This is a genomic window from Microbacterium sp. X-17 (assembly GCF_039615055.1).
This window is the reverse complement of sequence record NZ_JBDHNI010000003.1, coordinates 819029-842108: the sequence shown is the minus strand read 5'-3', so window position 1 is coordinate 842108 and position 23080 is coordinate 819029. Positions and strand designations below refer to the sequence as shown.

General features: G+C 73.1%; 21 protein-coding genes. 12 read left to right on the top strand and 9 right to left on the bottom strand.

Annotated features, from left to right (window positions below):
* The first annotated feature begins 32 nt into the window (after positions 1-32).
* Positions 33-1178: a cystathionine gamma-synthase gene (locus tag ABCS02_RS18225; RefSeq protein WP_345837082.1), complete on the top strand. Its 1146-nt coding sequence runs from the start codon at positions 33-35 to the stop codon at positions 1176-1178.
* Here the strand turns inward: ABCS02_RS18225 and ABCS02_RS18220 are convergent.
* Positions 1175-1990, bottom strand: a complete 816-nt coding sequence (locus tag ABCS02_RS18220) for a hypothetical protein (protein ID WP_345837081.1) — start codon at positions 1988-1990, stop codon at positions 1175-1177. The two genes, ABCS02_RS18225 and ABCS02_RS18220, sit on opposite strands and share 4 nt — an antisense overlap.
* A gap of 37 nt (positions 1991-2027) precedes the next feature.
* Here ABCS02_RS18220 and ABCS02_RS18215 point away from each other — a divergent pair, with 37 nt between their 5' ends.
* From ABCS02_RS18215 to ABCS02_RS18205, 3 genes are all read left to right on the top strand, one after another.
* Positions 2028-2543, top strand: a complete 516-nt coding sequence (locus ABCS02_RS18215; protein WP_345837080.1) for a GNAT family N-acetyltransferase — start codon at positions 2028-2030, stop codon at positions 2541-2543.
* A 68-nt stretch (positions 2544-2611) separates the two neighbouring features.
* Positions 2612-3724: a glutamate--cysteine ligase gene (locus ABCS02_RS18210; protein ID WP_345837079.1), complete on the top strand. Its 1113-nt coding sequence runs from the start codon at positions 2612-2614 to the stop codon at positions 3722-3724.
* A 74-nt stretch (positions 3725-3798) separates the two neighbouring features.
* The gene (locus tag ABCS02_RS18205) at positions 3799-4068 is read left to right on the top strand and encodes a hypothetical protein (RefSeq protein ID WP_185278434.1); all 270 of its coding nucleotides are present in this window, start codon (positions 3799-3801) and stop codon (positions 4066-4068) included.
* A 4-nt stretch (positions 4069-4072) separates the two neighbouring features.
* On the opposite strand, the gene ABCS02_RS18200 is transcribed toward ABCS02_RS18205, so the two are convergent.
* From ABCS02_RS18200 to ABCS02_RS18190, 3 genes are all read right to left on the bottom strand, one after another.
* Positions 4073-5533 (bottom strand): DUF1254 domain-containing protein, encoded by a 1461-nt coding sequence (locus ABCS02_RS18200; protein WP_345837078.1) that lies wholly within the window; start codon positions 5531-5533, stop codon positions 4073-4075.
* An 80-nt stretch (positions 5534-5613) separates the two neighbouring features.
* A complete protein-coding gene (locus ABCS02_RS18195; RefSeq protein ID WP_179607925.1) occupies positions 5614-5820 on the bottom strand; it encodes a hypothetical protein in 207 nt (68 codons plus the stop codon).
* A 164-nt stretch (positions 5821-5984) separates the two neighbouring features.
* Entirely contained in the window at positions 5985-6146 is a 162-nt protein-coding gene (locus ABCS02_RS18190) for a hypothetical protein (RefSeq protein WP_345837077.1), read from the bottom strand.
* A gap of 91 nt (positions 6147-6237) precedes the next feature.
* On the opposite strand from ABCS02_RS18190, the gene ABCS02_RS18185 reads away from it, so the two are divergent.
* Entirely contained in the window at positions 6238-7206 is a 969-nt protein-coding gene (locus tag ABCS02_RS18185) for an aldo/keto reductase (RefSeq protein ID WP_345837076.1), read from the top strand.
* A 3-nt stretch (positions 7207-7209) separates the two neighbouring features.
* Here ABCS02_RS18185 and trxA read toward each other — a convergent pair whose 3' ends face one another.
* The gene (trxA, locus tag ABCS02_RS18180; RefSeq protein ID WP_345837075.1) at positions 7210-7593 is read right to left on the bottom strand and encodes a thioredoxin; all 384 of its coding nucleotides are present in this window, start codon (positions 7591-7593) and stop codon (positions 7210-7212) included.
* 81 nt (positions 7594-7674) lie between these two features.
* Between trxA and ABCS02_RS18175 the strand changes: the two genes are divergently transcribed.
* The 6 genes from ABCS02_RS18175 to ABCS02_RS18150 all read left to right on the top strand — a co-directional run bounded on the left by ABCS02_RS18175 (position 7675) and on the right by ABCS02_RS18150 (position 15657).
* Positions 7675-8142, top strand: coding sequence for a glyoxalase (locus ABCS02_RS18175; protein WP_345837074.1), 468 nt, complete (start codon positions 7675-7677; stop codon positions 8140-8142).
* 109 nt (positions 8143-8251) lie between these two features.
* On the top strand, positions 8252-9526 hold the full coding sequence (locus tag ABCS02_RS18170) for a glycosyltransferase (protein ID WP_345837073.1): 1275 nt from the start codon (positions 8252-8254) through the stop codon (positions 9524-9526).
* A gap of 2 nt (positions 9527-9528) precedes the next feature.
* Positions 9529-11655 carry a glycosyltransferase family 39 protein gene (locus ABCS02_RS18165; RefSeq protein ID WP_345837072.1) on the top strand — a complete coding sequence of 709 codons (2127 nt, stop codon included), beginning with the start codon at positions 9529-9531 and terminating at the stop codon, positions 11653-11655.
* Positions 11656-11808: 153 nt separating this feature from the next.
* Positions 11809-13113 (top strand): amino acid permease, encoded by a 1305-nt coding sequence (locus ABCS02_RS18160; protein ID WP_345837071.1) that lies wholly within the window; start codon positions 11809-11811, stop codon positions 13111-13113.
* Between the two features lie 124 nt (positions 13114-13237).
* Complete coding sequence (locus ABCS02_RS18155; RefSeq protein WP_345837337.1) at positions 13238-14275, top strand: LacI family DNA-binding transcriptional regulator; 1038 nt, start codon at positions 13238-13240, stop codon at positions 14273-14275.
* Positions 14272-15657, top strand: coding sequence for an MFS transporter (locus ABCS02_RS18150; protein ID WP_345837070.1), 1386 nt, complete (start codon positions 14272-14274; stop codon positions 15655-15657). The genes ABCS02_RS18155 and ABCS02_RS18150 overlap by 4 nt, the downstream gene beginning before the upstream one ends.
* 289 nt (positions 15658-15946) lie before the next feature.
* On the opposite strand, the gene ABCS02_RS18145 is transcribed toward ABCS02_RS18150, so the two are convergent.
* On the bottom strand, positions 15947-17236 hold the full coding sequence (locus tag ABCS02_RS18145) for an MFS transporter (RefSeq protein WP_345837069.1): 1290 nt from the start codon (positions 17234-17236) through the stop codon (positions 15947-15949).
* A 97-nt stretch (positions 17237-17333) separates the two neighbouring features.
* Between ABCS02_RS18145 and ABCS02_RS18140 the strand changes: the two genes are divergently transcribed.
* The gene (locus ABCS02_RS18140; RefSeq protein ID WP_345837068.1) at positions 17334-18428 is read left to right on the top strand and encodes a glycerate kinase; all 1095 of its coding nucleotides are present in this window, start codon (positions 17334-17336) and stop codon (positions 18426-18428) included.
* A 798-nt stretch (positions 18429-19226) separates the two neighbouring features.
* On the opposite strand, the gene xylB is transcribed toward ABCS02_RS18140, so the two are convergent.
* From xylB to ABCS02_RS18125, 3 genes are all read right to left on the bottom strand, one after another.
* Positions 19227-20654, bottom strand: a complete 1428-nt coding sequence (xylB, locus tag ABCS02_RS18135; RefSeq protein ID WP_345837067.1) for a xylulokinase — start codon at positions 20652-20654, stop codon at positions 19227-19229.
* Between the two features lie 105 nt (positions 20655-20759).
* Entirely contained in the window at positions 20760-21953 is a 1194-nt protein-coding gene (xylA, locus tag ABCS02_RS18130) for a xylose isomerase (protein WP_345837066.1), read from the bottom strand.
* A 94-nt stretch (positions 21954-22047) separates the two neighbouring features.
* Positions 22048-23013 (bottom strand): acetylxylan esterase, encoded by a 966-nt coding sequence (locus ABCS02_RS18125; protein ID WP_345837065.1) that lies wholly within the window; start codon positions 23011-23013, stop codon positions 22048-22050.
* Positions 23014-23080 lie beyond the last annotated feature (67 nt).

Genomic DNA, 23080 nt, shown 5'->3' with positions numbered 1-23080 from the left:
CCCCAGACCACCGCATCGACGTAAGGATCCCGATGACCCACGGTTTCGCCACGCGCGCCATCCACGTCGGCCAGGAGTTCGACCCGACCACGGGCGCGATCATCCCGCCGATCTACCAGACCTCGACGTTCGTCCAGGACGGCGTCGGCGGCCTCCGCGGCGGCTACGAGTACGGGCGCGCGGGCAACCCGACGCGCACGTCGCTGGAGTCGCTGCTGGCCTCCCTGGAGGGCGGCGTGAGCGCGCTGTCGTTCGCCTCCGGCCTGGCGGCGGAGGACGCGCTGCTGCGCGCCGTGTTGCGCCCGGGCGACCACGTCGTGCTCGGCAACGACGTCTACGGCGGCACGCACCGGCTCATCAACCGCATCCACGGGGCCTGGGACGTGCGCAACACGACCGTCGACCTCGGCGACCTGGACGCCGTCCGGGCCGCGCTCGGGACCGACCGGACCCGCGTGCTGTGGATCGAGACCCCGAGCAACCCGCTGATGAAGGTCAGCGACCTCGCCGCGCTGGTCGAGCTGGGTCACGCCGCGGGGGCGCTGGTCGTCGTGGACAACACGTTCGCGTCGCCCGCCCTCCAGCAGCCGCTGTCGTTCGGCGCGGACGTGGTGGTGCACTCCACCACGAAGTACCTCGGCGGCCACTCCGACGTGATCGGCGGCGCGCTGGTGTTCGCGGACGCCGAGCTCGCCGAGAAGGCGCAGTTCATCCAGTTCGCCGCGGGAGCGGTCTCGGCGCCGATGGACGCCTGGCTGACGGTCCGCGGCATCAAGACGCTCGACGTGCGGATGAAGCGGCACAGCGAGAACGCGCAGGCCATCGCGGAGGCGCTGGTCGGCCGTCCGGGGATCGACACGGTGTACTACCCGGGCCTCCCGGATCACCCCGGCCACGACCTCGCCGCCCGGCAGATGAGCGGCTTCGGCGGCATGCTGTCGGTCGCGCTGAGCGGGGGAGCGGCGGCGGCCAGGCGGTTCGCGGAGTCGACCGAGGTGTTCCAGCTCGCGGAGTCGCTCGGCGGCGTGGAGTCGCTGATCGGCTACCCGTCGGAGATGACGCACGCGTCGGTGCGCGGCACCGAGCTGGAGGTCCCGGACAACGTCATCCGGCTGTCGGTCGGGATCGAGGACGTCGCGGACCTGCTCGCCGACGTCGAGCAGGCGCTGGCCCGCTAGCCGACGGCCTCCCGCGCCGCCGCGAGACGGTCGGCGAACGGCTTCAGGCGCGCCTTCGCGAGGTTCTCGCGGGCGAGCCAGCGGGCGTCGGGGTCGGCGGAGGCCGCGAGGCGCTGCAGCAGCGGAAGGCCGGCCTCCGGGTCGGCGGCCGCGACCACGCTGATCGCGTAGCCGAGCGCCTTGCGCAGGACGCGCACGTCGTCGGCGCGCCGCTGCGGGGCAGGGAGGGCGAGCAGAGCGTCGCAGGCCGCGGTCACCACGGTGGCGGCGTCCGCGGCGTGCCGCGGGTCGCGGAGCAGGGGAGGCTCGGCGACGGCGGCGACCGCTGCACGCATCCGCAGCGGGTCGGCGGAGCGCAGCCACACCTCGGCCTGTCGCAGGCCGGCGGTCCAGTCGGCGGCGAGGACGCGCTGCAGGCCGGTCGCGGCGAGCTCGCGGACGCGCCAGCGGTCGTCGCCGGCCGCGGTCGTGAGGAGGCCGACCGCGTCGTCGGGGAGCGTTCCGCCGTCCGCCACCGCACGCGCGGCCACGGCACCGGCCGCGAGCGCCGCGCACGCCGGCAGGAACTCCTCCGTCCCGGCGGGGAGGGGCGCGGCCAGGCGCGGCGGCGCGGCTAGCCAGCCCGCCAGCACCACGATCGCGGCGGCGCGGTCGCCCGGCGCCTCCGCGACGGTCTCCGCGAAGCGTCCCGCCAGTTCGAGGTTCGCCCGGGGTCCCGGCAGGCGGCTGCCCGCCGCCAGAGCGCGCTCGATCGGCGCGCGCTCGCCGGACAGCGCCAGGGTCCACCCGGCGCTCAGGTCGTCATCCGTCATGCCGCGAGTGTAGGCAGCGATGCAGCAGGATGGGAGCATGACCTCCATCCGCCCGGCGCGGCCCGCCGACGCCGACGCCGTGCTGCGCCTGTTCGACGACGCGATCGCCTGGTTCGTCACCATCGGGAACACCGGTCAGTGGGGCACGCAGCCGTTCTCGGAGCGGCCGGAGCAGGTGACGCGCGTGCAGGGCTGGGTCGCCGAGCCGGGGACGTGGATCGCCGAGCACCCGGAGGCGGGCGTCGTGGGCTTCCTCGCGCTCGGGGCGGCGACCGAGTACGTGCCGGCCGCCACCGAGCCGGAGCTGTACGTGCGCGTCCTGATCGGCTCCCGCGACCCCCGCGCCAAAGGGACCGGCCGGGCACTGCTGGACTTCGCCCACCAGGAGGCGCTCGCCGCGGGGGTCGGGAAACTGCGGGTCGACTGCTACGCGGGCGGGACCGGCGACCTGGTGCGCTGGTACGAGTCGTGCGGGTACACGCGCACCGACCCGTTCCTGGTGGGGGACTGGCCGGGGCAGGTGCTGGAGCGGCGGGTCGCCCTCCCGGTCTGAGCCGCGCTGGGCGGATTCACGGGATTCGGGGTATTGCTCCCTGAGGACCCCTCACCGATAGTGGTTCCGTGAGGACTTTCGGGGTGGAGGAAGAGCTCCTCCTGGTCGATGAACGCGGGATCGCGACTCCGGTCGCCCCGTACGCGCTGGCGGACGCCCCCGCCGGGACCGAGCTCCGGCTCGGCGCCGAGATCCAGCAGGAGATGATCGAGACCCAGACGCTCCCGCGGCTGACCACGCACGACCTGTACGCGGACATCGTGGAGGGCCGCACGCTCGCCGACACGCTCGCCCGCCGGCACGGCGCCAGGGCGGTGGCGGTCGCGATGTCGCCGCTGCCGCTGCGCCCGCACGCCACACCGGACCCGCGCTACGACCAGATGATGGCCAGGTACGGGCTCACGGCGAAGGGCACGCTGGTCTGCGGCTGCCATGTGCACGTCGTGATCCACTCCCGCGAGGAGGGCGTCGCCGTCCTCGACCGCATCCGCACCTGGCTGCCTGCGCTGCTGGCGCTCACCGCCAACTCGCCGTTCGTCGGCGGCGTCGACACCGGGCACGCCAGCTACCGGTTCGTGGCCTGGCACCAGTGGCAGAGCGCCGGTCCCACCGACGTGTTCGGGTCGGTGGAGGCCTACGACCGGTTCGAGCGGCTGCTCGTGGAGACCGGGGTCATCCTCGACAAGGCGATGCTCTACCTGGACGCCCGGGTCTCGCACAAGCAGCCGACCGTGGAGATCCGGGTCGCCGACGTCTGCCTCGACGCCCGCGACACGGTCGTGCTGGCCGCGCTGGTGCGCGCCCTCGTCGACACCGCCGTCGGCGAGTGGCGCTCGGGCGTCGCGCCGCTCGCGACGCCCTCCGCCGCCCTGCGGCTGGCCGAGTGGCAGGCGGCGCTGACCGGGGTCGGCGGCAAACTGCCGCATCCCGTGACCGGTCGCGAGGGAACGGCGATCGCGGCCCTCGACGCCCTGCTCACCCACACGGCGCGCGCGCTGGACAGCTACGGCGACCTGGAGCTGGTGCGCAGCGGGGTGGACCGGATCCTGCGCAGCGGAGGCGGCGCCGGCCGGCAGCGGAGCGCCCTCGCCCGGCGCGGACGGATGCGCGACGTCGTCGCCGAGGCGGTCGCGGTGACCCACGACGAGGGCGTCGAGGGCGACGGCCGCTTCGTGGCGTAGCAATCCCTTCCGCCGGACGCCCGACGCGCTTACGCTTCGAACAGGAGATGGAGGGCCAGGACGTGGAGGCGGACATGACCGGGAAGGAACTGGCCCACCAGCACGCCGTGTACACCTACGGCACGCTCCCGCTCACGCTCATGTACAGCCCGACCGCGACGGCGGCATGGGAGGTGTACTTCGGCGGCGACTACCTCGGCCTGGTCGAGGAGTCGCACATCCCCGGCGACCCGTGGCCGTCGTTCGTGGCGCGGCCGCCCGGCGAGGAGGAGACCGGCGACGGCATCCCGGCGCGGGACTGGCGGGTGGCGGTGGAGCTGCTGGCGGCGCGGGCGGGGCTGTGAGCAGCTAGTCGATCGGCTCGGTCACACGTTCGAGCTCCGGGAGCCGCCAGCTGCCGTCGAACCACGGCGCGAGCGGCCCGTAGAGGCGGAACATCGGGAACCACGACTTGCCCGGCACGGTTCCCACCCAGTTCGACTCGCGCCCCGCGGGAGCGTGCGGACCGAACCAGAGCAGGAACGAGCCGTCGTGCTCCTGCTGGAGCGTGCCCGCGAGACTGGACAGCGCCGGGTGCGGGTTGTCCGGGAGCTGGAGCAGCGAACGCGTCTGCGTGTCGTAGAGGTCGATCGACCAGAAGTTCTTCGCGGGCGGGTCCGCCGGGATGCGGAGGGTGTAGGTGGCGCCGCCGTCGAGCGTGCGGCCGTCGCCGTCTTCCGCGGTGTACGCGTACGCCGAGCCCGCGCCGACCTGGGCGTGGGCCATCGCCGGAGTGATCACCGTGGCGAAGTAGTGGAACTGCGTCCGCGCGTCCAGGAGCCGCACACCGTCGCGGAGGAACTCGGAGCTGCCGCCGACGAAGGCGTTCTTCCACGACCTCCCCTCCCAGAAGAACGCGGCGGGGTCGCGCGGGGCGAACACGATGGCGCGCGCGATCGCCGCCCCCAGCCGCGCCCCGGCGTCCAGGAGACGCGCGCGGTGCTCGTCCGGCGCGAACGGCCTCCCGCGCACCAGGCCGAGCGCGGCGAAGATCCCCGCGCGCTCCGGGTCGAGCGCCTCGGGCGGCTCCTCTTGGATGAGCTGGTCGATCTCCCGGAAGAAGTCGAGGTCGTTCGAGTGCACCGAGTTCTGCGGCACGTCCGCGATGTTCACGAAGGTGTTCTCGCGCGGCGAGCCGGCCTCGGAGAGCGGGTAGATGCGGGTCGTCTTCATCGTCGGGACGCCGCCGAGCGTCCGCAGCACCACCCAGTTCGTGAAGGTGGCCGGCCGCGACACGAAGTAGCCCTCCGGCGCGTCGCCGTCGTACCCGGGCGGCAGGAACAGATACGAACCGCCCTCGCCCCGATCCGGTCCGGGGATGCCCATGTCCGTGACGTAGCGGAACCAGAAGTCGTCGATGACGCACAGCGACTGCGGCGGCGCCTCGATCACCGTCGGCCCCCAGGCCCGGAGGTCGAGGAAGGTGGTCCCGTACGTCGTCTCGGTGTTGGGCGTGAGGTAGTAGCCGCCGGAGTTCGCGCGCGGATCGGTGTACCCGATCAGGTCCGGCGAGGTGACGCCCGCGCTGCGCAGGCCGGCGCGCATCGCCACGAGCGAGGCGCCGGGGATCCCGACCAGGAACGCCTCCGCGGCGCGCATGACGTCGAGCGCGTCGTAGATCGCCGCGACCGACCCGCTGCGCGGCACGCCGTCGACGAACTCGAATGTCCCGAAAGCCGTCGCCAGCTCGTCGGGCGTGGAGATGCGCTCCAGCGCCTCCCGCATCTGCTCCGGGGTGAACCCCGCTCCCGGCACTCCCTCGATCGGCATCGCACGTCCTCCCCGTGGCCGGTCGGTCCGGCCGATGGCGGGAAAGTAACGTGGAACGCGAGAGGGCGTCTAGAGGCGGGTCAGAACGCGAACTGCGCCCACTCGGCCCGGTCGAGGCTCACGCGCTCGCCGTGCCGTTCCACCACCCAATGCGAGGGCGTCCCCGCCAGATACGTGCAGAGCACGGTCTCGCTGCTCCAGCCGTCCGCGGACCGGATCCATCTCACCAGATGGATGTCCTGTCCCGGTTTCGGCGCGTTCCCGATCGGCGTCTCGTAGGTCGTCACGCTGCACCCCTCCCCAGTTGTGCAGCCGGTCCTTCCCCGGTGAAGGCGCGACGAGGCCGCCCCTCCGCCAGCTCGGGACTGGCTCCTGGACCACACCCTAGTGGGGTACAAGGCCGGGGGACAAGAGGGGCAGGGTGAACGGGAGGGGACAGCTCGTGGTCGGTTCAGATTCCGGGGTCGTCCTCGTCGTCCGCGGCCGCGTCGTCCTCGGGCTCGAACACGCCGTCGGCGTCGTACGGGCCACCGCCTTCGCCCTCCGCGAGGGCGTCGGTGTCGATGGGCTCGCCGGAGGGCGTCTCCGGCCAGTTCTCTTTCGCATCGGTCATGCCGCGATGGTAGGCCGATCGCGGTACTCGCAGTACCTCCCTCTTGTGCCGCGGCGGCGCGTAACGTCGACGGCGAGAGGAGAACGACACTATGGAGTACACCCGACTGGGGTCGACCGGCCTGACGGTCAGCCGCCTCGCACTGGGCTGCATGAGCTTCGGCGACAGGTCGCGCGGTTTCAACGAGTGGGCGCTGGACGACGAGGGCGCCGCACCGATCTTCCGCCAGGCCGTGGAGGCAGGCATCACCTTCTGGGACACCGCCAACGTCTACGGCTTCGGCAGCTCGGAGGAGATCGTCGGCCGCGCCATCCGCGAGTACACCACGCGTGAGGACGTCGTGCTGGCGACCAAGCTGAACTTCCCTATGCACGACGGCCCCGGCGGCTCCGGCCTGTCGCGCCGGGCGATCCTGGAGCAGATCGACGCGTCGCTGACCCGCCTGAACACCGACTTCGTGGACCTGTACCAGATCCACCGCTTCGACCCGCTGACCCCGGTCGAGGAGACGATGGAGGCGCTGCACGACGTGGTCAAGGCGGGCAAGGCCCGCTACATCGGTGCGTCCTCGATGTGGGCGTGGCAGTTCGCCAAACTCCAGCACGCGGCCGACCTCGGCGGCTGGACCCGGTTCGTGACCATGCAGGACCAGTACAGCCTGATGATGCGCGAGGAGGAGCGCGAGATGTTCCCGCTGCTGGCGGACCAGGGCGTCGGCAGCCTCCCGTGGAGCCCGCTCGCGAAGGGCCGGCTGACGCGGCCGTGGGGCGAGCAGACGCTGCGCGGCGAGACCGACCCGCTCCAGGCGCGGTACTCCGAGGAGCACGACAAGCCGATCGCGGAGGCCGTGCAGCGGGTGGCGGAGGCGCGCGGCGTCCCGATGGCGCAGGTCGCTCTGGCGTGGGTGCTGCGCAACCCGGTCGTGGACGCGCCGATCGTCGGCGCGACCAAGCCGAACCACCTGCCCGACGCTGTCGCCGCCCTGCACCTGGAGCTGACGGAGGAGGAGGTGCGCGCCCTCGAAGCCCCCTACACCGTCACGATGCCGACTGGATTCTGAGCGTCACGCCTCGGGCGCGGACTCCCCGGCCTTGGCCTCGGCGATCGAGGCGCGCACGGCGTCCATGTCGAGGGCCTTGACCTGGGTGATCAGGTCCTGGAAGGTCGGTGCGGGCAGCGCGCCCGGCTGCGAGAAGACCAGGATGCCGTCCCGGAACGCCATCAGCGTCGGGATGGAGGTGATGCCGGCGGACGCGGCGAGCGCCTGTTCCGCCTCGGTGTCGACCTTGCCGAACACGACGTCGGTGTGCTCCTGCGACGCCTTCTCGAAGACCGGGCCGAACATGCGGCACGGGCCGCACCATTCCGCCCAGAAGTCGACGAAGACGATGTCGTTCTCGGTGATCTGGGACTCGATGTTCTGAGCGGTGAGCTCGACGGTAGCCATGGTGAGTGCAACGGTACGCCGGTCTGGGACATTCCCTGCCCGCCATCCGCCACACCCTCCACCGGCTTCCGCGGCTACACGATGTCCATCACGGTCGCGCAGCCGGCCGACGTGAACGCCTACGTGGAGTCCGCGCTCGCCGCGGGCGCCACGACGATCAAGCCGGTCACCAAGACCTTCTGGGGCGTCGGCGGCACCGTGCAGGCGCCGGACGGCGCGATCTGGAAGATCGCGACCTCCGAGAAGAAGGACTCCGGCCCGGCCAAGCGCGAGCCCGAGTCGGTCGTGCTGCTGCTCGGCGTCGACGACGTGAGCGCGAGCAAGCAGTTCTACGCGGCCCGCGGCCTCCCGGTCGGCAAGAGCTTCGGCTCCTACGTGCAGTTCGACCTGAAGGACAGCCCGGTGCAGCTCGGCCTCTACAAGCGGCGCGCGCTCGCCAAGGACGCGGGCGTGGCGGAGGACGGCTCGGGCTCGCACCGGATCGTCATCGGCGGGGACAGCGCGGCGACCGACCCGGACGGCTTCGCCTGGGAGGCCGCAGCCGGCTGATCGGCGCGGCGTGCTGATCGGCGCGGCATAGGAACCCCTCAGAACCTCCATCGACCGGCCATAACCCCGCGAAAGGTCACGAGGAGGTAACGGCGGCAGGGTTGCTCCCATGTCCCAGCCAACGCCACTCTCGCTCGACATCGTCGTGCCCGTGTTCAACGAGCAGGCGACGCTCGACACGTCCCTCCGCCGGCTGCACGCCTACCTGACCGACACGGTGCAGGCGAGCTGGCGGATCACGATCGCCGACAACGCCAGCACCGACGCCACGCCCGCCCTCGCGGACGCGCTCGCCGCGGAGCTGAGCGGGGTCGTCGCCGTGCACCTCCCGCTGAAAGGACGCGGACGCGCCCTCAAAGCGGTGTGGGGCTCCTCGCCCGCCGAGGTCCTCGTCTACCTGGACGAGGACCTCTCCACCGACCTCGCCGCCCTCCCGCCGCTGGTGGCGCCGCTGCTCTCCGGCCACTCCGACCTCGCGATCGGCACCCGGCTGGGCAGGAGCGCGCGCGTCACCCGCGGCGGCAGGCGCGAGTTCATCTCCCGCAGCTACAACCTGCTGCTGCGCCGCACGATGTCGGTCGGATTCTCCGACGCGCAGTGCGGCTTCAAGGCCATCCGCCGGGACGTCGCCCGGCGCCTCCTCCCGCTCGTGGAGGACGACGGCTGGTTCTTCGACACCGAGCTGCTGATCCTCGCCGAGCGGGCAGGGCTGCGCATCCACGAGATCCCTGTCGACTGGGTGGACGACCCGCACAGCTCGGTGGACATCGTGCGAACCGCCCGCGAGGACCTCAAGGGGATGCTGCGCGTCGGCACGAACATCGCACGCGGCCGCATCCCGATCGAGGCCGTCTACGCCGAGCTCGGGAGGCGGCCGTTCGCGCCGCCGACGCCGCCGAGCTTCGTCGGGCAGGTCGTGCGGTTCGCGATCGTCGGGGTGCTCTCGACCGCGGCGTACGCGCTGCTGTACCTGCTGCTGTCCGGCGTGCTCGGCGGCCAGGCGGCCAACTTCGCCGCCCTGCTGCTGACGGCGGTCGCCAACACCTGGGCCAACCGGCGCTTCACGTTCGGCGTGCGCGGGCGGCCGGGGATGGTGCGGCACCAGTTCCAGGGGCTGGTCGTGTTCGGGATCGCCTGGGCGCTCACCAGCGGGTCGCTCGCGGTGCTGCACGCCACGGCGCCGGGCGCGCCCGCCCGGGTCGAGCTGATCGTGCTCACGGCGGCGAACCTGTTCGCGACGCTCGTGCGGTTCGTCCTGTTGCGGCTGTGGGTGTTCCGGGCGGGGAGGCGGGAGGCGGTCGCCGAGGCGGCTGCCGCAAGCCCTGTGCCTCCGGCAGTTCCTCCCACCGACCTCATCCTCGTCCCGACCGAAAGGGAGAACTGATCATGTCCGTCCTGACCACCCCCAGCCCGACCACCTCCAGCCCGCCGGCTCCTCCCGCCGCCTCCACCCCGCCGCGCCGCGGCCTCGGCGCCCGCCTGCGCCGCCTCGTGCGCGGCCGGGAGGACGCCGCCGCCTGGGAGCGCCCGGCGCTGCTCGGCCTCCTGGCCGTCACCGCTCTCCTCTACCTCTGGGACCTCGCCGCCAGCGGCTGGGCCAACTCCTTCTACTCGGCTGCGGTGCAGGCGGGCTCGGTGAACTGGGAGGCGTTGTTCTACGGCTCCAGCGACGCCGCGAACTCGATCACGGTCGACAAGCCGCCGGCGAGCCTCTGGATCATGGCGCTCTCGGTGCGGGTCTTCGGCCTCAGCTCGTGGAGCATCCTCGTGCCGGAGGCGCTGATGGGCGTCGCGACCGTGTGGCTTGTGTACCTGACCGTTCGGCGCAACTTCAGCGCGCGGACCGCGCTGCTCGCGGGCGGCGTGCTGGCGGTGACCCCGGTGGCGGCGCTGATGTTCCGGTTCAACAATCCGGACGCGCTGCTCGTGCTGCTGCTGACGCTGGCGACCTACCTGACCCTGCGCGGCATCGAGTCCGGCCGCATCCGCTGGGTGATCTGGGCGGGCGTCGCCGTCGGCTTCGGGTTCCTGACCAAGCAGCTCCAGGCGTTCCTGATCCTCCCGGTGCTCGCCGGCGTCTACCTGGCGGCGGCGCGGGTCTCTTGGGCGAAGCGGTTCGGCCACCTGTTCGCCGCGCTCGGCGCGGTGGTCGTCGCGGCCGGCTGGTGGGTCGCGATCGTCGAGCTCGTCCCCGCCTCGCTGCGGCCCTACATCGGCGGCTCGCAGACCAACAGCTTCCTGGAGCTGACCTTCGGCTACAACGGGCTCGGCCGCCTCACCGGCAACGAGACTGGCAGCGTCACCGGCGGCCGCGGCGGCGCGACGGGAGGCGGTATGTGGGGAGCCACCGGCATCCTGCGTCTGTTCGAGAACGAGATCGGCGGCCAGATCACCTGGCTGCTCCCTGCGGCGCTGGTGCTGTTCGTCGTGGCGCTCGTGCTCGGCCGCCGGATGGCCCGCACCGACGCCCGCCGCGCGACCCTCCTGCTCTTCGGCGGCTGGCTGATCGTGACCGCGGTGGCGTTCTCGTTCATGGCGGGCATCTTCCACGCCTACTACACGGTCGCCCTGGCCCCGGCGCTCGCCGGCGTCGTCGCGATCGGCGCCTCCGCGGCCTGGGGAGCGCGGGACCGGCTGTGGGTGCGCATCCTCTCGGCCGTGACCATGCTCGGCACGGCGGTGTGGGCGTGGGTGCTGCTGGACCGCGCGACCTCCTGGCTCCCGTGGCTGAAGGTGGTCGTCCTCCTCGTCGCGCTCGCGGCGTCCGTGCTGCTGCTCCTTCCCCCGCGCAGCCGGGCGCTGTCGGGCGCGACCATCGCCGCGACGCTGGTGGCGGCGCTGCTCGCGCCGACCGCGTACACGCTGCAGACCGTGACCACGGGGCACAGCGGGTCGATCGTGACCGCGGGGCCGACCGTGGCGGGGGCGATGGGCGGGCCGGGTGGCGGCCGCGGGTTCGGCGGGGCGCCGAACGGTGGCGGGCAGGGGGCGCCAGGTGGGTTCGGGCAGGGCGGATTCCCGGGCGCGAACGGTACGGCCGGCGGGGCCGGTGGCGCGACCGGCGGGACCACGGGCGGCGGCGGCACTGCCGGCGGGGCCACGGGCACCCTGGGCGGACCGGGCGGCGCGACCGGCGCGGCCGGCGGCGGCGGGATGGGCGGTCTCCTCGGCTCCAGCACCGTCAGCTCCCAGCTCAGCGCCCTCCTGAAGGCGGACGCCTCCTCCTACACCTGGGTGGCGGCGGCGATCGGCTCCAACTCCGCTGCGGGCTACCAGCTGGCGACCCAGGAGGCCGTGATGCCGATCGGCGGCTTCAACGGCTCCGACCCGTCGCCCACACTGGCGCAGTTCGAGCAGTACGTGAAGGAAGGGAAGATCCACTACTTCATCGCCGGCGGGGTGGGCCAGGCCAACGGCGGGAGCAGCGCCTCCAGCGCCATCGCCTCCTGGGTCGAGAAGAACTTCACCGCGACGACAGTGGGAGGCACCACCCTCTACGACCTGACGAAGTGACCAGTCGCCGAAGGGCACGTAGACGCCCCTGAAACGCCGTTTTGGGGGCGTTTACGTGCCCCTCGGCGGGACCTCGGCGCGATTGGCCGGGGATCGCCGCGACGTGGCCGCGGATGAACGGCGGATGTCGGTGGTCCGCGGCAGGATGGTCCGGTGACCGATAGCGCTCCCTCCGCCACACGCGTGCCCACGGCGGAGCCCGTCGAGCACCGCGGGCACCTCGGCGTCGCCGGCGGCACGGCGCTCTACGTCGCGGCGGTCCTCGGCACGGGCATCCTCGTCCTCCCCGCGCTCGCCGCCGCCGCGGCCGGACCGGGCGCCATCCTCGCGGTCGCCGCCCTCGCGCTGATCTCCGTCCCGCTGGCCGCGACGTTCGCCGCGCTGGCCCGCCGCCACCCGGACGCGGGCGGTGTCGCGACGTTCGCCCGCCGCGCTTTCGGTCCGACCTCCGCGCGGATCGTCAGCTACTGGTTCTTCTTCGGCACCCCGATCGGCGCCCCCATCGCCGCCCTGATGACCGCGCGGTACGTCGTGGCGGTGATCGGCGGGGACGCCGTGCAGACCGTCGTCATCGCGATCGCCCTGATGGTCGTGCCCGTCGCGGTGACGGCGTTCGGCGTCCGGTTCGCCGCGTCCGTCCAGCTCGTGCTCTCCGGGGCGCTCGTCGCCGTGCTCGTGTTCGTCCTCGCCGCCGCGGCTCCGCACGCGCGAGCCGAGAACCTCCAGCCGCTGCTCCCGCACGGCTGGTCGGGCGTCGGCCTCGCGATGAGCCTCTACATCTGGGCGTTCGCCGGGTGGGAGGCCGTGGCCGGCATCGGCGGCGAGTTCCGCAACCCGCGGCGCGACATCCCGCGCGCGACCGCGCTGGCGCTGGTGATCGTGTCGGTCGCGTACCTCGCGATCCAGACCGTCACCGTCGCGGTGCTGGGCGGCCACGCCGCCACGTCGGCCGTTCCGCTGCTCGACCTCGTCTCGGTCGCGACCGGCTCCGGCGGCGGCGTGGTCGTCGCGGTCATCGCCGCGATCGTCGTCACGGGCGTCTTCAACGCCTACCTCGCGGCCTTCAGCAAGCTCGGCGCCGCGATGGGCCGCGACGGCGACCTCCCGGCCTGGTTCGGCCGCGGCGCGGAGAACGGCGCCGTCGCGCGCCGAGGGCTCCTGCTGTCCGCGGTGGTCATGGCGCTGTACTCGGTCGTGGTGCTGGCCAGCGGCGACCTCCAGCCGTTCATCCTCGTGCACACCAGCATCGCGGCGGCGGTCTACGGCCTGGGCGTGGCGAGCGCGATCGTCCTGCTGCCGACCCGCTCGCCGGGGTGGTGGATGGCGGTGCTGTCGGTCGTGTTCGCGGCGGGGCTGCTCGTGCTGGCCGGCTGGCACCTCGTGTTCCCGGCCGGGATCGCGGTGATCGCGGTGCTCGTCGGGGTGGTCGCGCGCCGGAGGAAGCGCCGCCGCGGGTGAGTCGTCAGTGGTCGTGGTCGTGACAGCCGACTCCCTGGTGTCGCAGGTGGCCGGCCTCGCCATCCGCGGGGCTGCGGGTCGCGCGGACGCGCCGGAGCACCACGATGTCCCGGATAATGGGGCCGTGCCCCACGATCCTGCGGTCCGCGCCGCGAGCATCCGCGACGTCGCGCTGCTCGCCGGCGTCTCGCACCAGACTGTGTCCCGGGTCATCAACGACCACCCGAGCATCCGGGACTCCACCCGGCAGCGCGTCCTCGACGCGATGGAGCAGCTCCAGTACCGCCCCAACCGGGCGGCGCGGGCGCTCGTCACCGCGCGGTCGCGCACCCTCGGCGTCCTCTCCACCACCGCTGCGGCCCTCTACGGGCCGGTGTCGAGCATCAACGCCGTCCAGGGCGCCGCCCGCGACGCCGGGTACTACCTCGCGGTCGCCCAGATCCCCGAGCTGACCGACGCCGGGATCGCCGCCGCGCTCGACCATCTGCTGGCGCAGGCGGTGGAGGGCATCATCGTCATCGCGCCGCAGGACCTGGTGCTGGAGCACATCTCGACCGCTCGCATCGGCGTCCCGTACGTCACGCTCCAGGGCGGGTCGGAGTACGTCGAGCGCGAGCTGACGGTCGACCAGGAGGCCGGGGCGCGCGCCGCGACCGCGCACCTGATCGGGCTCGGCCACCGCCGCATCCTCCACCTCACCGGTCCGCTCGGATGGTTCGAGGCGCAGGCGCGCGTCGCCGGCTACGCCCACGAGCTGGAGTCCGCGGGGCTGCCGGTGCCGACGCTGCTGGAGGGCGACTGGTCCGCCGAGTCGGGGTACCGCGCTGCGCAGTCCTTCGTGCGCGACCCCGACGCCACCGCGGTGTTCGCGTCGAATGACCAGATGGCGCTCGGGGTGTACCACGCCGCCCGCGAGGCCGGCCGGCGCATCCCGGAGGACCTGAGCGTCGTCGGCTTCGACGACATCCCGGAGGCGGCGCACTTCTGGCCGCCGCTGACCACGGTCCTGCAGGACTTCACCGAGCTCGGCCGCCGCAGCGTGGAGCGCCTGGTCGCCGAGATCGAGGGCGGCGCGGTGCCGGGGCCCGCGAGCCTGCTGCCGGAGCTGATCCTCCGCGAGTCGACGGCGGCTCCCGGGAGCGCGGGGAGGCCGGGCGGATGAGCACCGAAGAGCGCCACCGCGCCACGGCCGGGCGCCTCGCCAAGCCGGAGGGCGTGCTCGCGCCGCGCTACCGCTGGGTGAGCATCGGCATGTGCCTGCTCGTCACGCTGGCCGCCTTCGAGGCGCTCGCGGTGACGACGATCATGCCCAGCGTCAGCCATCAGCTCCACGGCGCCGGGCTGTACGCCTTCGCGTTCGCCGGGCCGCTCGCCGTGGGCGTGGTCGGCATGGTCGTGGCCGGGACGTGGTGCGACCGCGGCAACCCGCGCACCGTCCTGTTCGCGTCGGTCGGGCTGTTCGCGGCCGGCCTCATCCTGGCCGGCCTCGCGCCGACGATGGGACTGTTCGTCACCGGACGGCTCGTGCACGGGCTCGGCGGCGGCGCGCTCACCGTGGCGCTCTACGTGATCGTCGCGCGCGTCTACCCGCCGCGGCTGCACGCCCGCATCTTCGCCGGATTCGCCGCCGCGTGGGTCATCCCGTCGCTGATCGGCCCGGTGATCGCGGGCGCCGTCGCCGAGACGGTCGGCTGGCGGTGGGTGTTCCTCGGCGTCGTGGCCCTGGTCGTCCTCGCGATGCTCATGGTCGTGCCCGCGATGCGCGGCCTGCACGGTCCCGACCAGCGACCGGAAGGAGGTCGGCGCGAGCTGGCGCGGGCGGGGTTGGCCACGCTCGTGGCGGTCGCCGTCCTCGCGCTCACGCTCGCCGCGGAGGCGCGCGGACCCGTCCAGTGGCTGGTCCCGGCGTTCGCGGCGGCGGGTGCGGTCGCCGCGTTGCGGCCGCTGATCCCGGCGGGGACATTGCTGGCGCGCCGCGGTCTCCCGAGCGTGGTCCTGCTGCGGGCGATCGTCGCGGGGACGTTCTTCTCGGCGGAGGTCTACGTCCCGCTGCTGATGGTCACGCAGTATGGCGCGTCCCCGGCCGTCGCGGGTCTCGCGCTCACCGCCGCGGGCCTGAGCTGGGCCGCAGCCTCCTGGGCGCAGGGCCGGTTCCCGGCGATCGGCCACCGCCTCGCCGCCCGCCTGGGCGCCCTCGGCCTGACCATCGCGATCGCATCGCTGCTGGTGACCGCGCTGACCGGTGCCTCCCCGGTGATCGTGGTCGTCGGCTGGGCGTTCGCCGGCGCCGGAATGGGCGTCCTCTACCCGCGCCTCGGCGTCCTCACCCTGGAGTACTCGACCCCTGCCGACCAGGGCTTCAACAGCTCGGCCCTGTCGATCGCGGACTCCACCGGCTCCGCCATCGCCCTGGCCACGACGGCGATCGCGTTCTCGGCGCTCGGCGGCGCCGCGTCGCCCGCCGCCTTCGCGGGGGTGTTCGCCGTGAACGGCGTGCTCTGCCTGGCCGCGTGGCTGTGCGGCGGCCGGATCGTGCGGGGCTGACCGGACCAGGGGCGCCGCGGCGAACGCAACGGAGGAGACCCCCGGCCCCAGTGCGCCGATCTCCTCCGCTGACTGCAACGCGTCCGCCCGCGCGCCGTAACAACGGAGGAGATCCCCGCCCCCACCGCGCCAACCTCCTCCGCTGACTGCAACGCGTCCGCCCGCGCGCCGTAACAACGGAGGAGATCCCCACCCCCACCGCGCCGATCTCCTCCGCTGACTGCCTTTTCGACCCGCTGGGCCTCGGATGTCCTCCGTTAGCGACGGCGCCACAGGAGGTACTGCCCGCTCACGGCACGCTCGGCGCCGCCTCCCCGGCCTCGCCCGCACCAGCCTCCCCGCGCAGCCCCGCCGAGTCCGACGGGTCGTCCTGACGCCGGCTCGCCAGCAGGAACGGGATCCCGATCAGCTCGATCGCCCCGCCGATGACGAGCGACGTCCCGTACCCCCACAGGTCGGCCGCGCGTCCGAGCGCCGGCTGGATGACCACGCCGCCGAGGCTCCCGAACAGCGAGTCGAACGACAGCACGGTTGCGCGCTGCTTCGACGGGATCATGTCGTTCAGGTACGCCTGGCGAACCGGGCCCGCCACCGCGAAGACGAAGCCCCAGATCACCAGCAGCACCACCGCGAACCAGAAGAACGCCGTCAGTCCCATCGCCACCAGGATGACGATGCTGCACAGCGAGGCGCCGATGATCGTCGTCGTCCGCTTGGCGAACAGGCGCCGGAGCCGCGGCGCCAGGATGCCGCCCGCCACCTGCGCGAGCGACAGGATGGCGGCCGCGAGCCCGGCGATCGAGTACGCCTTCGGGTCGCCGTACAGTTCGAGCAGGTACGGCTGGAGGGCGTAGAACGCGTAGATCCCGACCCCGGACGCGAACGGCGCCGACAGGATGATGTAGCGCACCGAGCGTTTCCGCATCCCGTGCTCGATCGACTGGGTGAGGATGTTCCTGGTCGCCTTGAGCGGGCCCATCGACTTGTCGGGGGTGAAGCCGACGTCGCGCATCGCGACGAACGCGAAGACGAACATCAGCACGAGCACGGCGGCCCGCAGCAGGAACGGCACGCCGAGGTTCGTCACCTGCGCGATCACGCCGCCCAGCACGGACCCGGCGAACATCGCCACGCCGGTGACGACGAGCCCCCTCCCGAACACCGTCTCCAGGCTGCCGGTGTAGCCGGTCGCGGAGAGCGCATCCACCAGCCACGCGTCGACCGCGCCCGAGAAGAAGGTGAAGCCGAGCCCGAGCAGCATGGAGGCCAGCGCCCACCAGACGAACGGCGCATGCCACAGCCAGAGCAGCCAGTAGAAGGCCGTCGACAGCGACAGGGTGATCGTGCCGAGCAGGTAGGAGGCGCGGCGCCCGATGGTGTCGGCGACAACGCCGGTCGGGATCTCGAAGATGACCATCCCGGCCGTGAAGAACGCGTTCGCGGCGAACGCCTCGAAGTTGGTCAGCCCGGCGTCGAGCAGGAACAGGGTGTTGATGCCCCAGATGAACGACGCAGCCAGGGTGTTGCCGAGGAGCAGGGTGAGGTAGACGGCCTGAACCCGGCCGGGTGACGGGTTCATGGCCGGGGACCGGATGGTGCGTTCATGGGCAGCATCATCGTCCTCTCGGCGGCGGGATGCCAGAGGCGGTCCCCGGAACTGTGCCAGGGTGGTGCAGATGAGCACCGTCGTCTTCGCCCCCGACTCCTTCAAGGGCTCCGCGACCGCGGCGGAGGTGGCGTCGGCGCTCGCCGCGGGATGGTCGTCGGTGCGTCCCGGCGACCGCGTCGTCCTCGCGCCGATGGCGGACGGCGGCGAGGGCACGCTCGACGCGTTCGAGGTGGCCGTGCCCGGGTCGACCCGCCGGCCCGTGCGCGTGACCGGACCGGACGGCGTTCCGCGCGACGCGAGCTGGCTCCTGCTGCCCGACGGGACCGCCGTCGTCGAGCTGGCCGAGACCAGCGGGATCGGGCTGATGCCGGCGCTGGCCCCCTTCGACGCCCAGACCACCGGTTTCGGCCAGGCGATCGCGGCCGCGCTGGACGCGGGTGCGACCGGACTGCTGCTCGCGATCGGCGGCAGCGCCTCCACGGACGGGGGAGCGGGGATGCTGACGGCGCTCGGTGCGCGGCTGCTCGATGCGTCCGGGGGTGACGTCGTCCCGGGGAATCGCGGCCTCGCCGGCCTCGACCGCGTCGAGCTCGGTCTGCGCGCGCTTCCCGCGCGAGGGGCGCGCATCCTGAGCGACGTGACCAGCGCGCTGCTCGGACCGGCCGGCGCGGCTGCGGTGTTCGGGCCGCAGAAGGGCGCGGCTCGGGCGGATGTGCCCGCGCTGGAGGCCGGACTCGCGCGATTCGCGGACGTGCTCCGCGAAGCCGGGGTCGCCGTCGACCCCGCGACGCCGGGCGCCGGCGCGGCGGGCGGGACCGGCTTCGGCCTGCTCGCCTGGGGCGCGACGATCGCGCCGGGGTCGGCGGCGGTCGGGGAGGCGCTCGGGCTGCCGGCGATCGTGGCCGGTGCGGATGCCGTCGTCACGGGCGAAGGCCGGTACGACGACCAGTCGGCGGCGGGCAAGGTCCCCGAGTATGTGGCGGGGCTGGCTCGCGCGGCCGGGATCCCGGCGCTGCTGGCGGCGGGCTCGATCGCGGCGGAGCCACGCGGCCTCGCCGGCGCGGTGTCGCTCAGCGAGCTCGCGGGCGACTCCGCGGCCGCCATCGCGGACCCGCTCCGCTGGGCCGCGGCCGCCGGCGCGGAGCTCGCCCGCCGCATCTGAGCCGCCAACGGAGGAGAACGGGCCCCACAACAGTCAACGGAGGACAACGGCCCGCGGCCTCTCCCTCACAACAGTCAACGGAGGAGATCCGGCCTCCCAGCCGCTCCATCTCCTCCGTTACCAGCACCGCCACCCGGAGCACGCCCGGCCGCCCCCGAACGCAACCGAGGAGATCGGCCCGCCTAGCGCGCCGGTCACCTCCGTATACTGCTGTTTCCGCCGGTCAGCCACCGGATGTCCTCCGTTAGCGACAGCCCAACGGGAGGAACTGGCCGCGCTGCTCCCGGATCGCCCCATTTGAACGCAGCGGAGGAGATCGGGCCACCCCACCCCCTCCTCGACAGTCAACGGAGGAGATCGGGCCGCCCGGCCTCCCCATCTCCTCCGCTCCCAGCACCGCCACCCGAAGCACGCCGGTCGCCCCAGATGCAACGGAGGAGATCGGCCCGCCTAGCACGCCGATCTCCTCCGTTGACTGCTCTGTGGACGGGTTGGGACTCGGATGTCCTCCGGTAGCCGCGGGCGCGAGGCTGCCGGTGCTGCTCCGGGATCACCGGCGCCAAGCGCAACGGAGGAGATCGGCCCGGCTAGCACGCCGATCTCCTCCGTTGACTGCTCTGTGGACTGGTTGGGGCTGGGATGTCCTCCGGTAGCCGCGGGCGCGAGGCTGCCGGTGCTGCTCTGGGATCACCGGCGCCAAGCACAACGGAGGGGATCGGCCCGTCTAGTGCGCCGATCTCCTCCGTTGACTGCTCTCGCGATTGGTTGGCGCTCGGATCCCCTCCGTCAGGGGCAGGCCTACGGGAGGTACTGCCCGCGCTGCTCCCGGATCACCGGCCGCGTGTCGACCGCCAGCGGCGGCGCAGACTCCACGGTCCACGACGGGCGCTCGCCCGTCAGCGCCCACGCCGCCTGCACGGCTCCGCCGTCGGCGACGTACTCGCCCGGCGCCGGCACGACGACCGGCGCGTCGAACACCTGCGCCGCGATGGCCGCGACCGCGGGGTTCTGCGCCGCCCCGCCGATCAGCAGGATGCGCTTCTCCCTCACACCGACCGCCCGCACGGCGTCGAGTCCGTCGGCGAGGCCGCACAGCATCCCCTCGATGGCCGCGCGCGCGAACGTCGCCGGGCGCGTGCTCGCGATGGTGAGCCCGTGGAGGCTCGCCTTCGCGTCCGGGAGGTTCGGCGTGCGCTCGCCCTCGAAGTACGGGACGAGCACCACGCCCTCCGCGCCGGGCTCGACCGAGAGGGCGAGGTCGGCGAGGGCGTCGAAGTCCACCGAGAGCAGGTCGGCGATGGAGCTCAGGACGCGGGCGGCGTTGAGCGTCGCGATGAGGGGGAGGCTGAGGCCGCTCGCGTCGGCGAATCCGGCGACGGTCCCGGTCGCGTCCGCGATGGGGGCGTCGGTGACGGCGAAGACGGTGCCGCTGGTGCCGATGGACACGACCACGTCGCCGTCCGCGGCGCCGAGGCCGAGCGCGGCGCCCGCGTTGTCGCCGGCGCCGGGGCCGACGAGGACGCCGTCCGGCGTGCGGCCTGCGGAGTTCGCCGGGCCGAGCACGCGGGGGAGGATGACACCCGCGCCCGCCTCGCCGGCCTCCCGCCCCGCACGCCCCAGCGCCCGCTCGAACAGCTCGAAGTCGTACGCCCCGGTCCCGGCGCTCCAGTACGCCGTCCCACTCGCGTCCGACCGGTCCGTCGTCAGCGCCTCCAGGTCCGGTCCCAGCGGGCTCTCGTCCGCCGGGCCGTAGCCGAGAAGCCGCCAGGTCAGCCAGTCGTGGGGGAGCGCGACGGCCGCCACCCGCGCGGCGTTGGCGGGCTCCGCGTCCCGCAGCCAGCGCAGCTTGGTCGCCGTGAAGGAGGCCACCGGCACCACTCCGACCCGCGCCGCGTACGCCTCCGCGCCGACCTCGTCGATCAGGTCGCGCGCGGCCTGCGCACTGCGGGTGTCGTTCCAGAGCAGGGCGTCGCGGATGACGCGGCCCTCCGCGTCCAGCACCACCATGCCGTGCTGCTGGCCGGCGATGGAGATCGCGGCCACGTCGGCGAGGCCGCCCGCGGCCTCCAGCGCCGAGCGCAGCGCGCTCCACCACGCGCCCGGGTCGACCTCCGTGCCCTCGGGATGCGTGGCCCGGCCGGTTCGCACCAGCGCGCCCGTCTCCAGGTCGCGCACGACCACCTTGCAGCTCTGCGTCGACGAGTCGACTCCCGCGACCAGCGTCACGAACTCACCTCACTTCTCAAGAATCAGGCACCGAGGGGCACGTCGTTGTCACTTTCCACGCGGAAAAGCGACAACGACGTGCCCCTCGGCATCACACGGGTGGCGTCAGCCGCGGGCTCCGATGAGGTGCTCCAGGGCGAGCTGCTGCAGGCGGACGAAGCCGAAGCCCTTGGCGCCGAAGTAGGCGCTCGGGTCGAAGTCCTCGTACGCGCTGCGGTCGGCGAGCAGGTCGTCGTAGCTCTCGCCCGCGCCGAGCGTCGGCTGGGACAGCTCGGTCACGCGGGAGGCCTCCAGCGCCGCCTGCACCTCGGGGTCGGCGCGGAACGCGGCCGCCCGCTCCTTCAGCAGCAGGTAGGTGCGCATGTTCGCGGCGGCCGAGTCCCACACGCCGGTGATGTCCTCGGTGCGCGACGGCTTGTAGTCGAAGTGGCGCGGGCCGTCGTAGGCCTGGCCGCCGTTCGGGCCGCCGTTCTCCAGCAGGTCGACGAGCGCGAAGGCGTTCTGGAGGTCGCCGTGGCCGAACACGAGGTCCTGGTCGTACTTGATGCCGCGCTGGCCGTTGAGGTCGATGTGGTAGAGCTTGCCGTGGTACAGCGCCTGGGCGATGCCGGCGGCGAAGTTCAGTCCGGCCATCTGCTCGTGGCCGACCTCGGGGTTGAGGCCGACGAGCTCCGGGCGCTCCAGCGAGTTGATGAACGCGAGGGCGTGGCCCACGGTCGGCAGCAGGATGTCGCCGCGCGGCTCGTTCGGCTTCGGCTCGATCGCGAAGCGGATGTCGTAGCCCTTGTCCGTGACGTAGTCGCCGAGCAGGTTGACGGCCTCCCGGTAGCGCTCGAGTGCGGCCTGGATGTTCTTGGCGGAGTCGTACTCGGCGCCCTCGCGGCCGCCCCACATCACGAACGTCTTGGCGCCGAGCTCGGCGGCCAGGTCGAGGTTGCGGAGGACCTTGCGCAGCGCGAAGCGGCGGACGGCGCGGTCGTTGGAGGTGAAGCCGCCGTCCTTGAAGACGGGCGCGCTGAACAGGTTGGTGGTGACCATCGGCACGATGACGCCGGTGTCGGCGAGCACCTGCTTGAGGCGGTCGATCTGCTTCTGGCGCTCGGCGTCGGTCGAGCCGAAGGCGAAGAGGTCGTCGTCGTGGAAGGTGAGGCCGTAGGCGCCGAGCTCGCTGAGCTTGGTCACCGCCTCCACCACGTCGAGCTGGGGCCGGGTCGGGCCGCCGAACGGGTCGGTGCCGTTGTAGCCGATGGTCCACAGACCGAACGAGAACTTGTCGGCGCGGGTGGGGGTGAGGCTCATGGAAGGTTCCTTCAGCGTCGTCGGTGATTTGTTGTTTCGATAAACTTATACCAGCCCCGACGCCCGAGCGCCACTCCGCGCCACGTCGAGTCGCTCAGATCCGCGCCGCCAGCCACGCCGCCTGCCGATGCCAGTGCGCCGCCTGCCCGCCCTCGTGGTCGTTGAACGGGTACACCTCGATCGTCCGGTCGTCCGCCGCCAGGTGGTTGTAGGCCGCGAAGGTCGTGGACGGCGGCACCACCGTGTCCATCAGCGCCACCGAGAACAGCGACGGTGCGTGGATGCGGCGGGCGAAGTTCACGCCGTCGAGGTAGGACAGCGTGCGGAAGGCCGCGTCGACCTCGTCGCGGTGCACCGACAGGTAGGTGGCCAGCTCCTGGAACGGCCCGCCGACCGCGACCTCCGCGCCGCGCCGGTAGGCGCACAGGAACGCGACGTCCGGCAGCACCGCCTGCACGTCCGCCAGCGCGCCGGCGGCGAGGGCGATCCCGCCGCCCTGGCTGCCGCCGGTCACGGCGATCCGCGCCGGGTCGACGAACGGCAGGGCGCGGGCCGCGTCGACCGCCCGCACCGCGTCGGTGAACACGCGGCGGTAGTAGTGCTCGCGCGGGTCGTGGATGCCGCGCGTCATGAAGCCGGGGGTCGCCGGGCCCGAGCCGTGCGGGTCGGCGGTGCCGCCTCCCGTGCCCCAGCCGCTGCCCTGGCCGCGGGTGTCCATGAACACGTGCACGTAGCCCGCGAGCGCCCAGTCGACGTTCTCGCCGGCGAGGCCGCGGCCGCCGCCGTAGCCCTGGTACTGGACGACTGCCGGGAGGGGTGCGTCCGCGTGCAGCGGGCGCGAGACCCAGGCGCGCACGGGCTCGCCTCCGAAGCCGGGGAAGGTCAGATCCTCCACGATGAGCTGTGTGACGGGGGTCGTCGCGGGCGCGAGCAGCACCTCGCCGCCGGCCGCGCGGGACTCCGCGAGCGTCGCCTCCCAGAAGGCGTCGAAGTCGGCGGGCTCCTCGACCTCCGGGCGGAAGTCGGTCAGTTCGGCGAGCGTGAGGTCGGTGAGCGGCATGGTTCTCCTCGGGAGGGCGGAAACGTTTCGGGGAACGGCGCGAAAGCCTGGCCGACATTGTGGCACA

Bases quoted from the DNA above. Each gene is read 5' to 3' on its own strand.
- ABCS02_RS18225 (WP_345837082.1), top strand. From the start codon at position 33: ATGACCCACGGTTTCGCCACGCGCGCCATCCACGTCGGCCAGGAGTTC.
- ABCS02_RS18220 (WP_345837081.1), bottom strand. From the start codon at position 1,990: ATGACGGATGACGACCTGAGCGCCGGGTGGACCCTGGCGCTGTCCGGC.
- ABCS02_RS18215 (WP_345837080.1), top strand. From the start codon at position 2,028: ATGACCTCCATCCGCCCGGCGCGGCCCGCCGACGCCGACGCCGTGCTG.
- ABCS02_RS18205 (WP_185278434.1), top strand. From the start codon at position 3,799: ATGACCGGGAAGGAACTGGCCCACCAGCACGCCGTGTACACCTACGGC.
- ABCS02_RS18200 (WP_345837078.1), bottom strand. From the start codon at position 5,533: ATGCCGATCGAGGGAGTGCCGGGAGCGGGGTTCACCCCGGAGCAGATG.
- ABCS02_RS18190 (WP_345837077.1), bottom strand. From the start codon at position 6,146: ATGACCGATGCGAAAGAGAACTGGCCGGAGACGCCCTCCGGCGAGCCC.
- ABCS02_RS18185 (WP_345837076.1), top strand. From the start codon at position 6,238: ATGGAGTACACCCGACTGGGGTCGACCGGCCTGACGGTCAGCCGCCTC.
- trxA (WP_345837075.1), bottom strand. From the start codon at position 7,593: ATGGCTACCGTCGAGCTCACCGCTCAGAACATCGAGTCCCAGATCACC.
- ABCS02_RS18175 (WP_345837074.1), top strand. From the start codon at position 7,675: ATGTCCATCACGGTCGCGCAGCCGGCCGACGTGAACGCCTACGTGGAG.
- ABCS02_RS18170 (WP_345837073.1), top strand. From the start codon at position 8,252: ATGTCCCAGCCAACGCCACTCTCGCTCGACATCGTCGTGCCCGTGTTC.
- ABCS02_RS18165 (WP_345837072.1), top strand. From the start codon at position 9,529: ATGTCCGTCCTGACCACCCCCAGCCCGACCACCTCCAGCCCGCCGGCT.
- ABCS02_RS18150 (WP_345837070.1), top strand. From the start codon at position 14,272: ATGAGCACCGAAGAGCGCCACCGCGCCACGGCCGGGCGCCTCGCCAAG.
- ABCS02_RS18145 (WP_345837069.1), bottom strand. From the start codon at position 17,236: ATGAACCCGTCACCCGGCCGGGTTCAGGCCGTCTACCTCACCCTGCTC.
- ABCS02_RS18140 (WP_345837068.1), top strand. From the start codon at position 17,334: ATGAGCACCGTCGTCTTCGCCCCCGACTCCTTCAAGGGCTCCGCGACC.
- xylA (WP_345837066.1), bottom strand. From the start codon at position 21,953: ATGAGCCTCACCCCCACCCGCGCCGACAAGTTCTCGTTCGGTCTGTGG.
- ABCS02_RS18125 (WP_345837065.1), bottom strand. From the start codon at position 23,013: ATGCCGCTCACCGACCTCACGCTCGCCGAACTGACCGACTTCCGCCCG.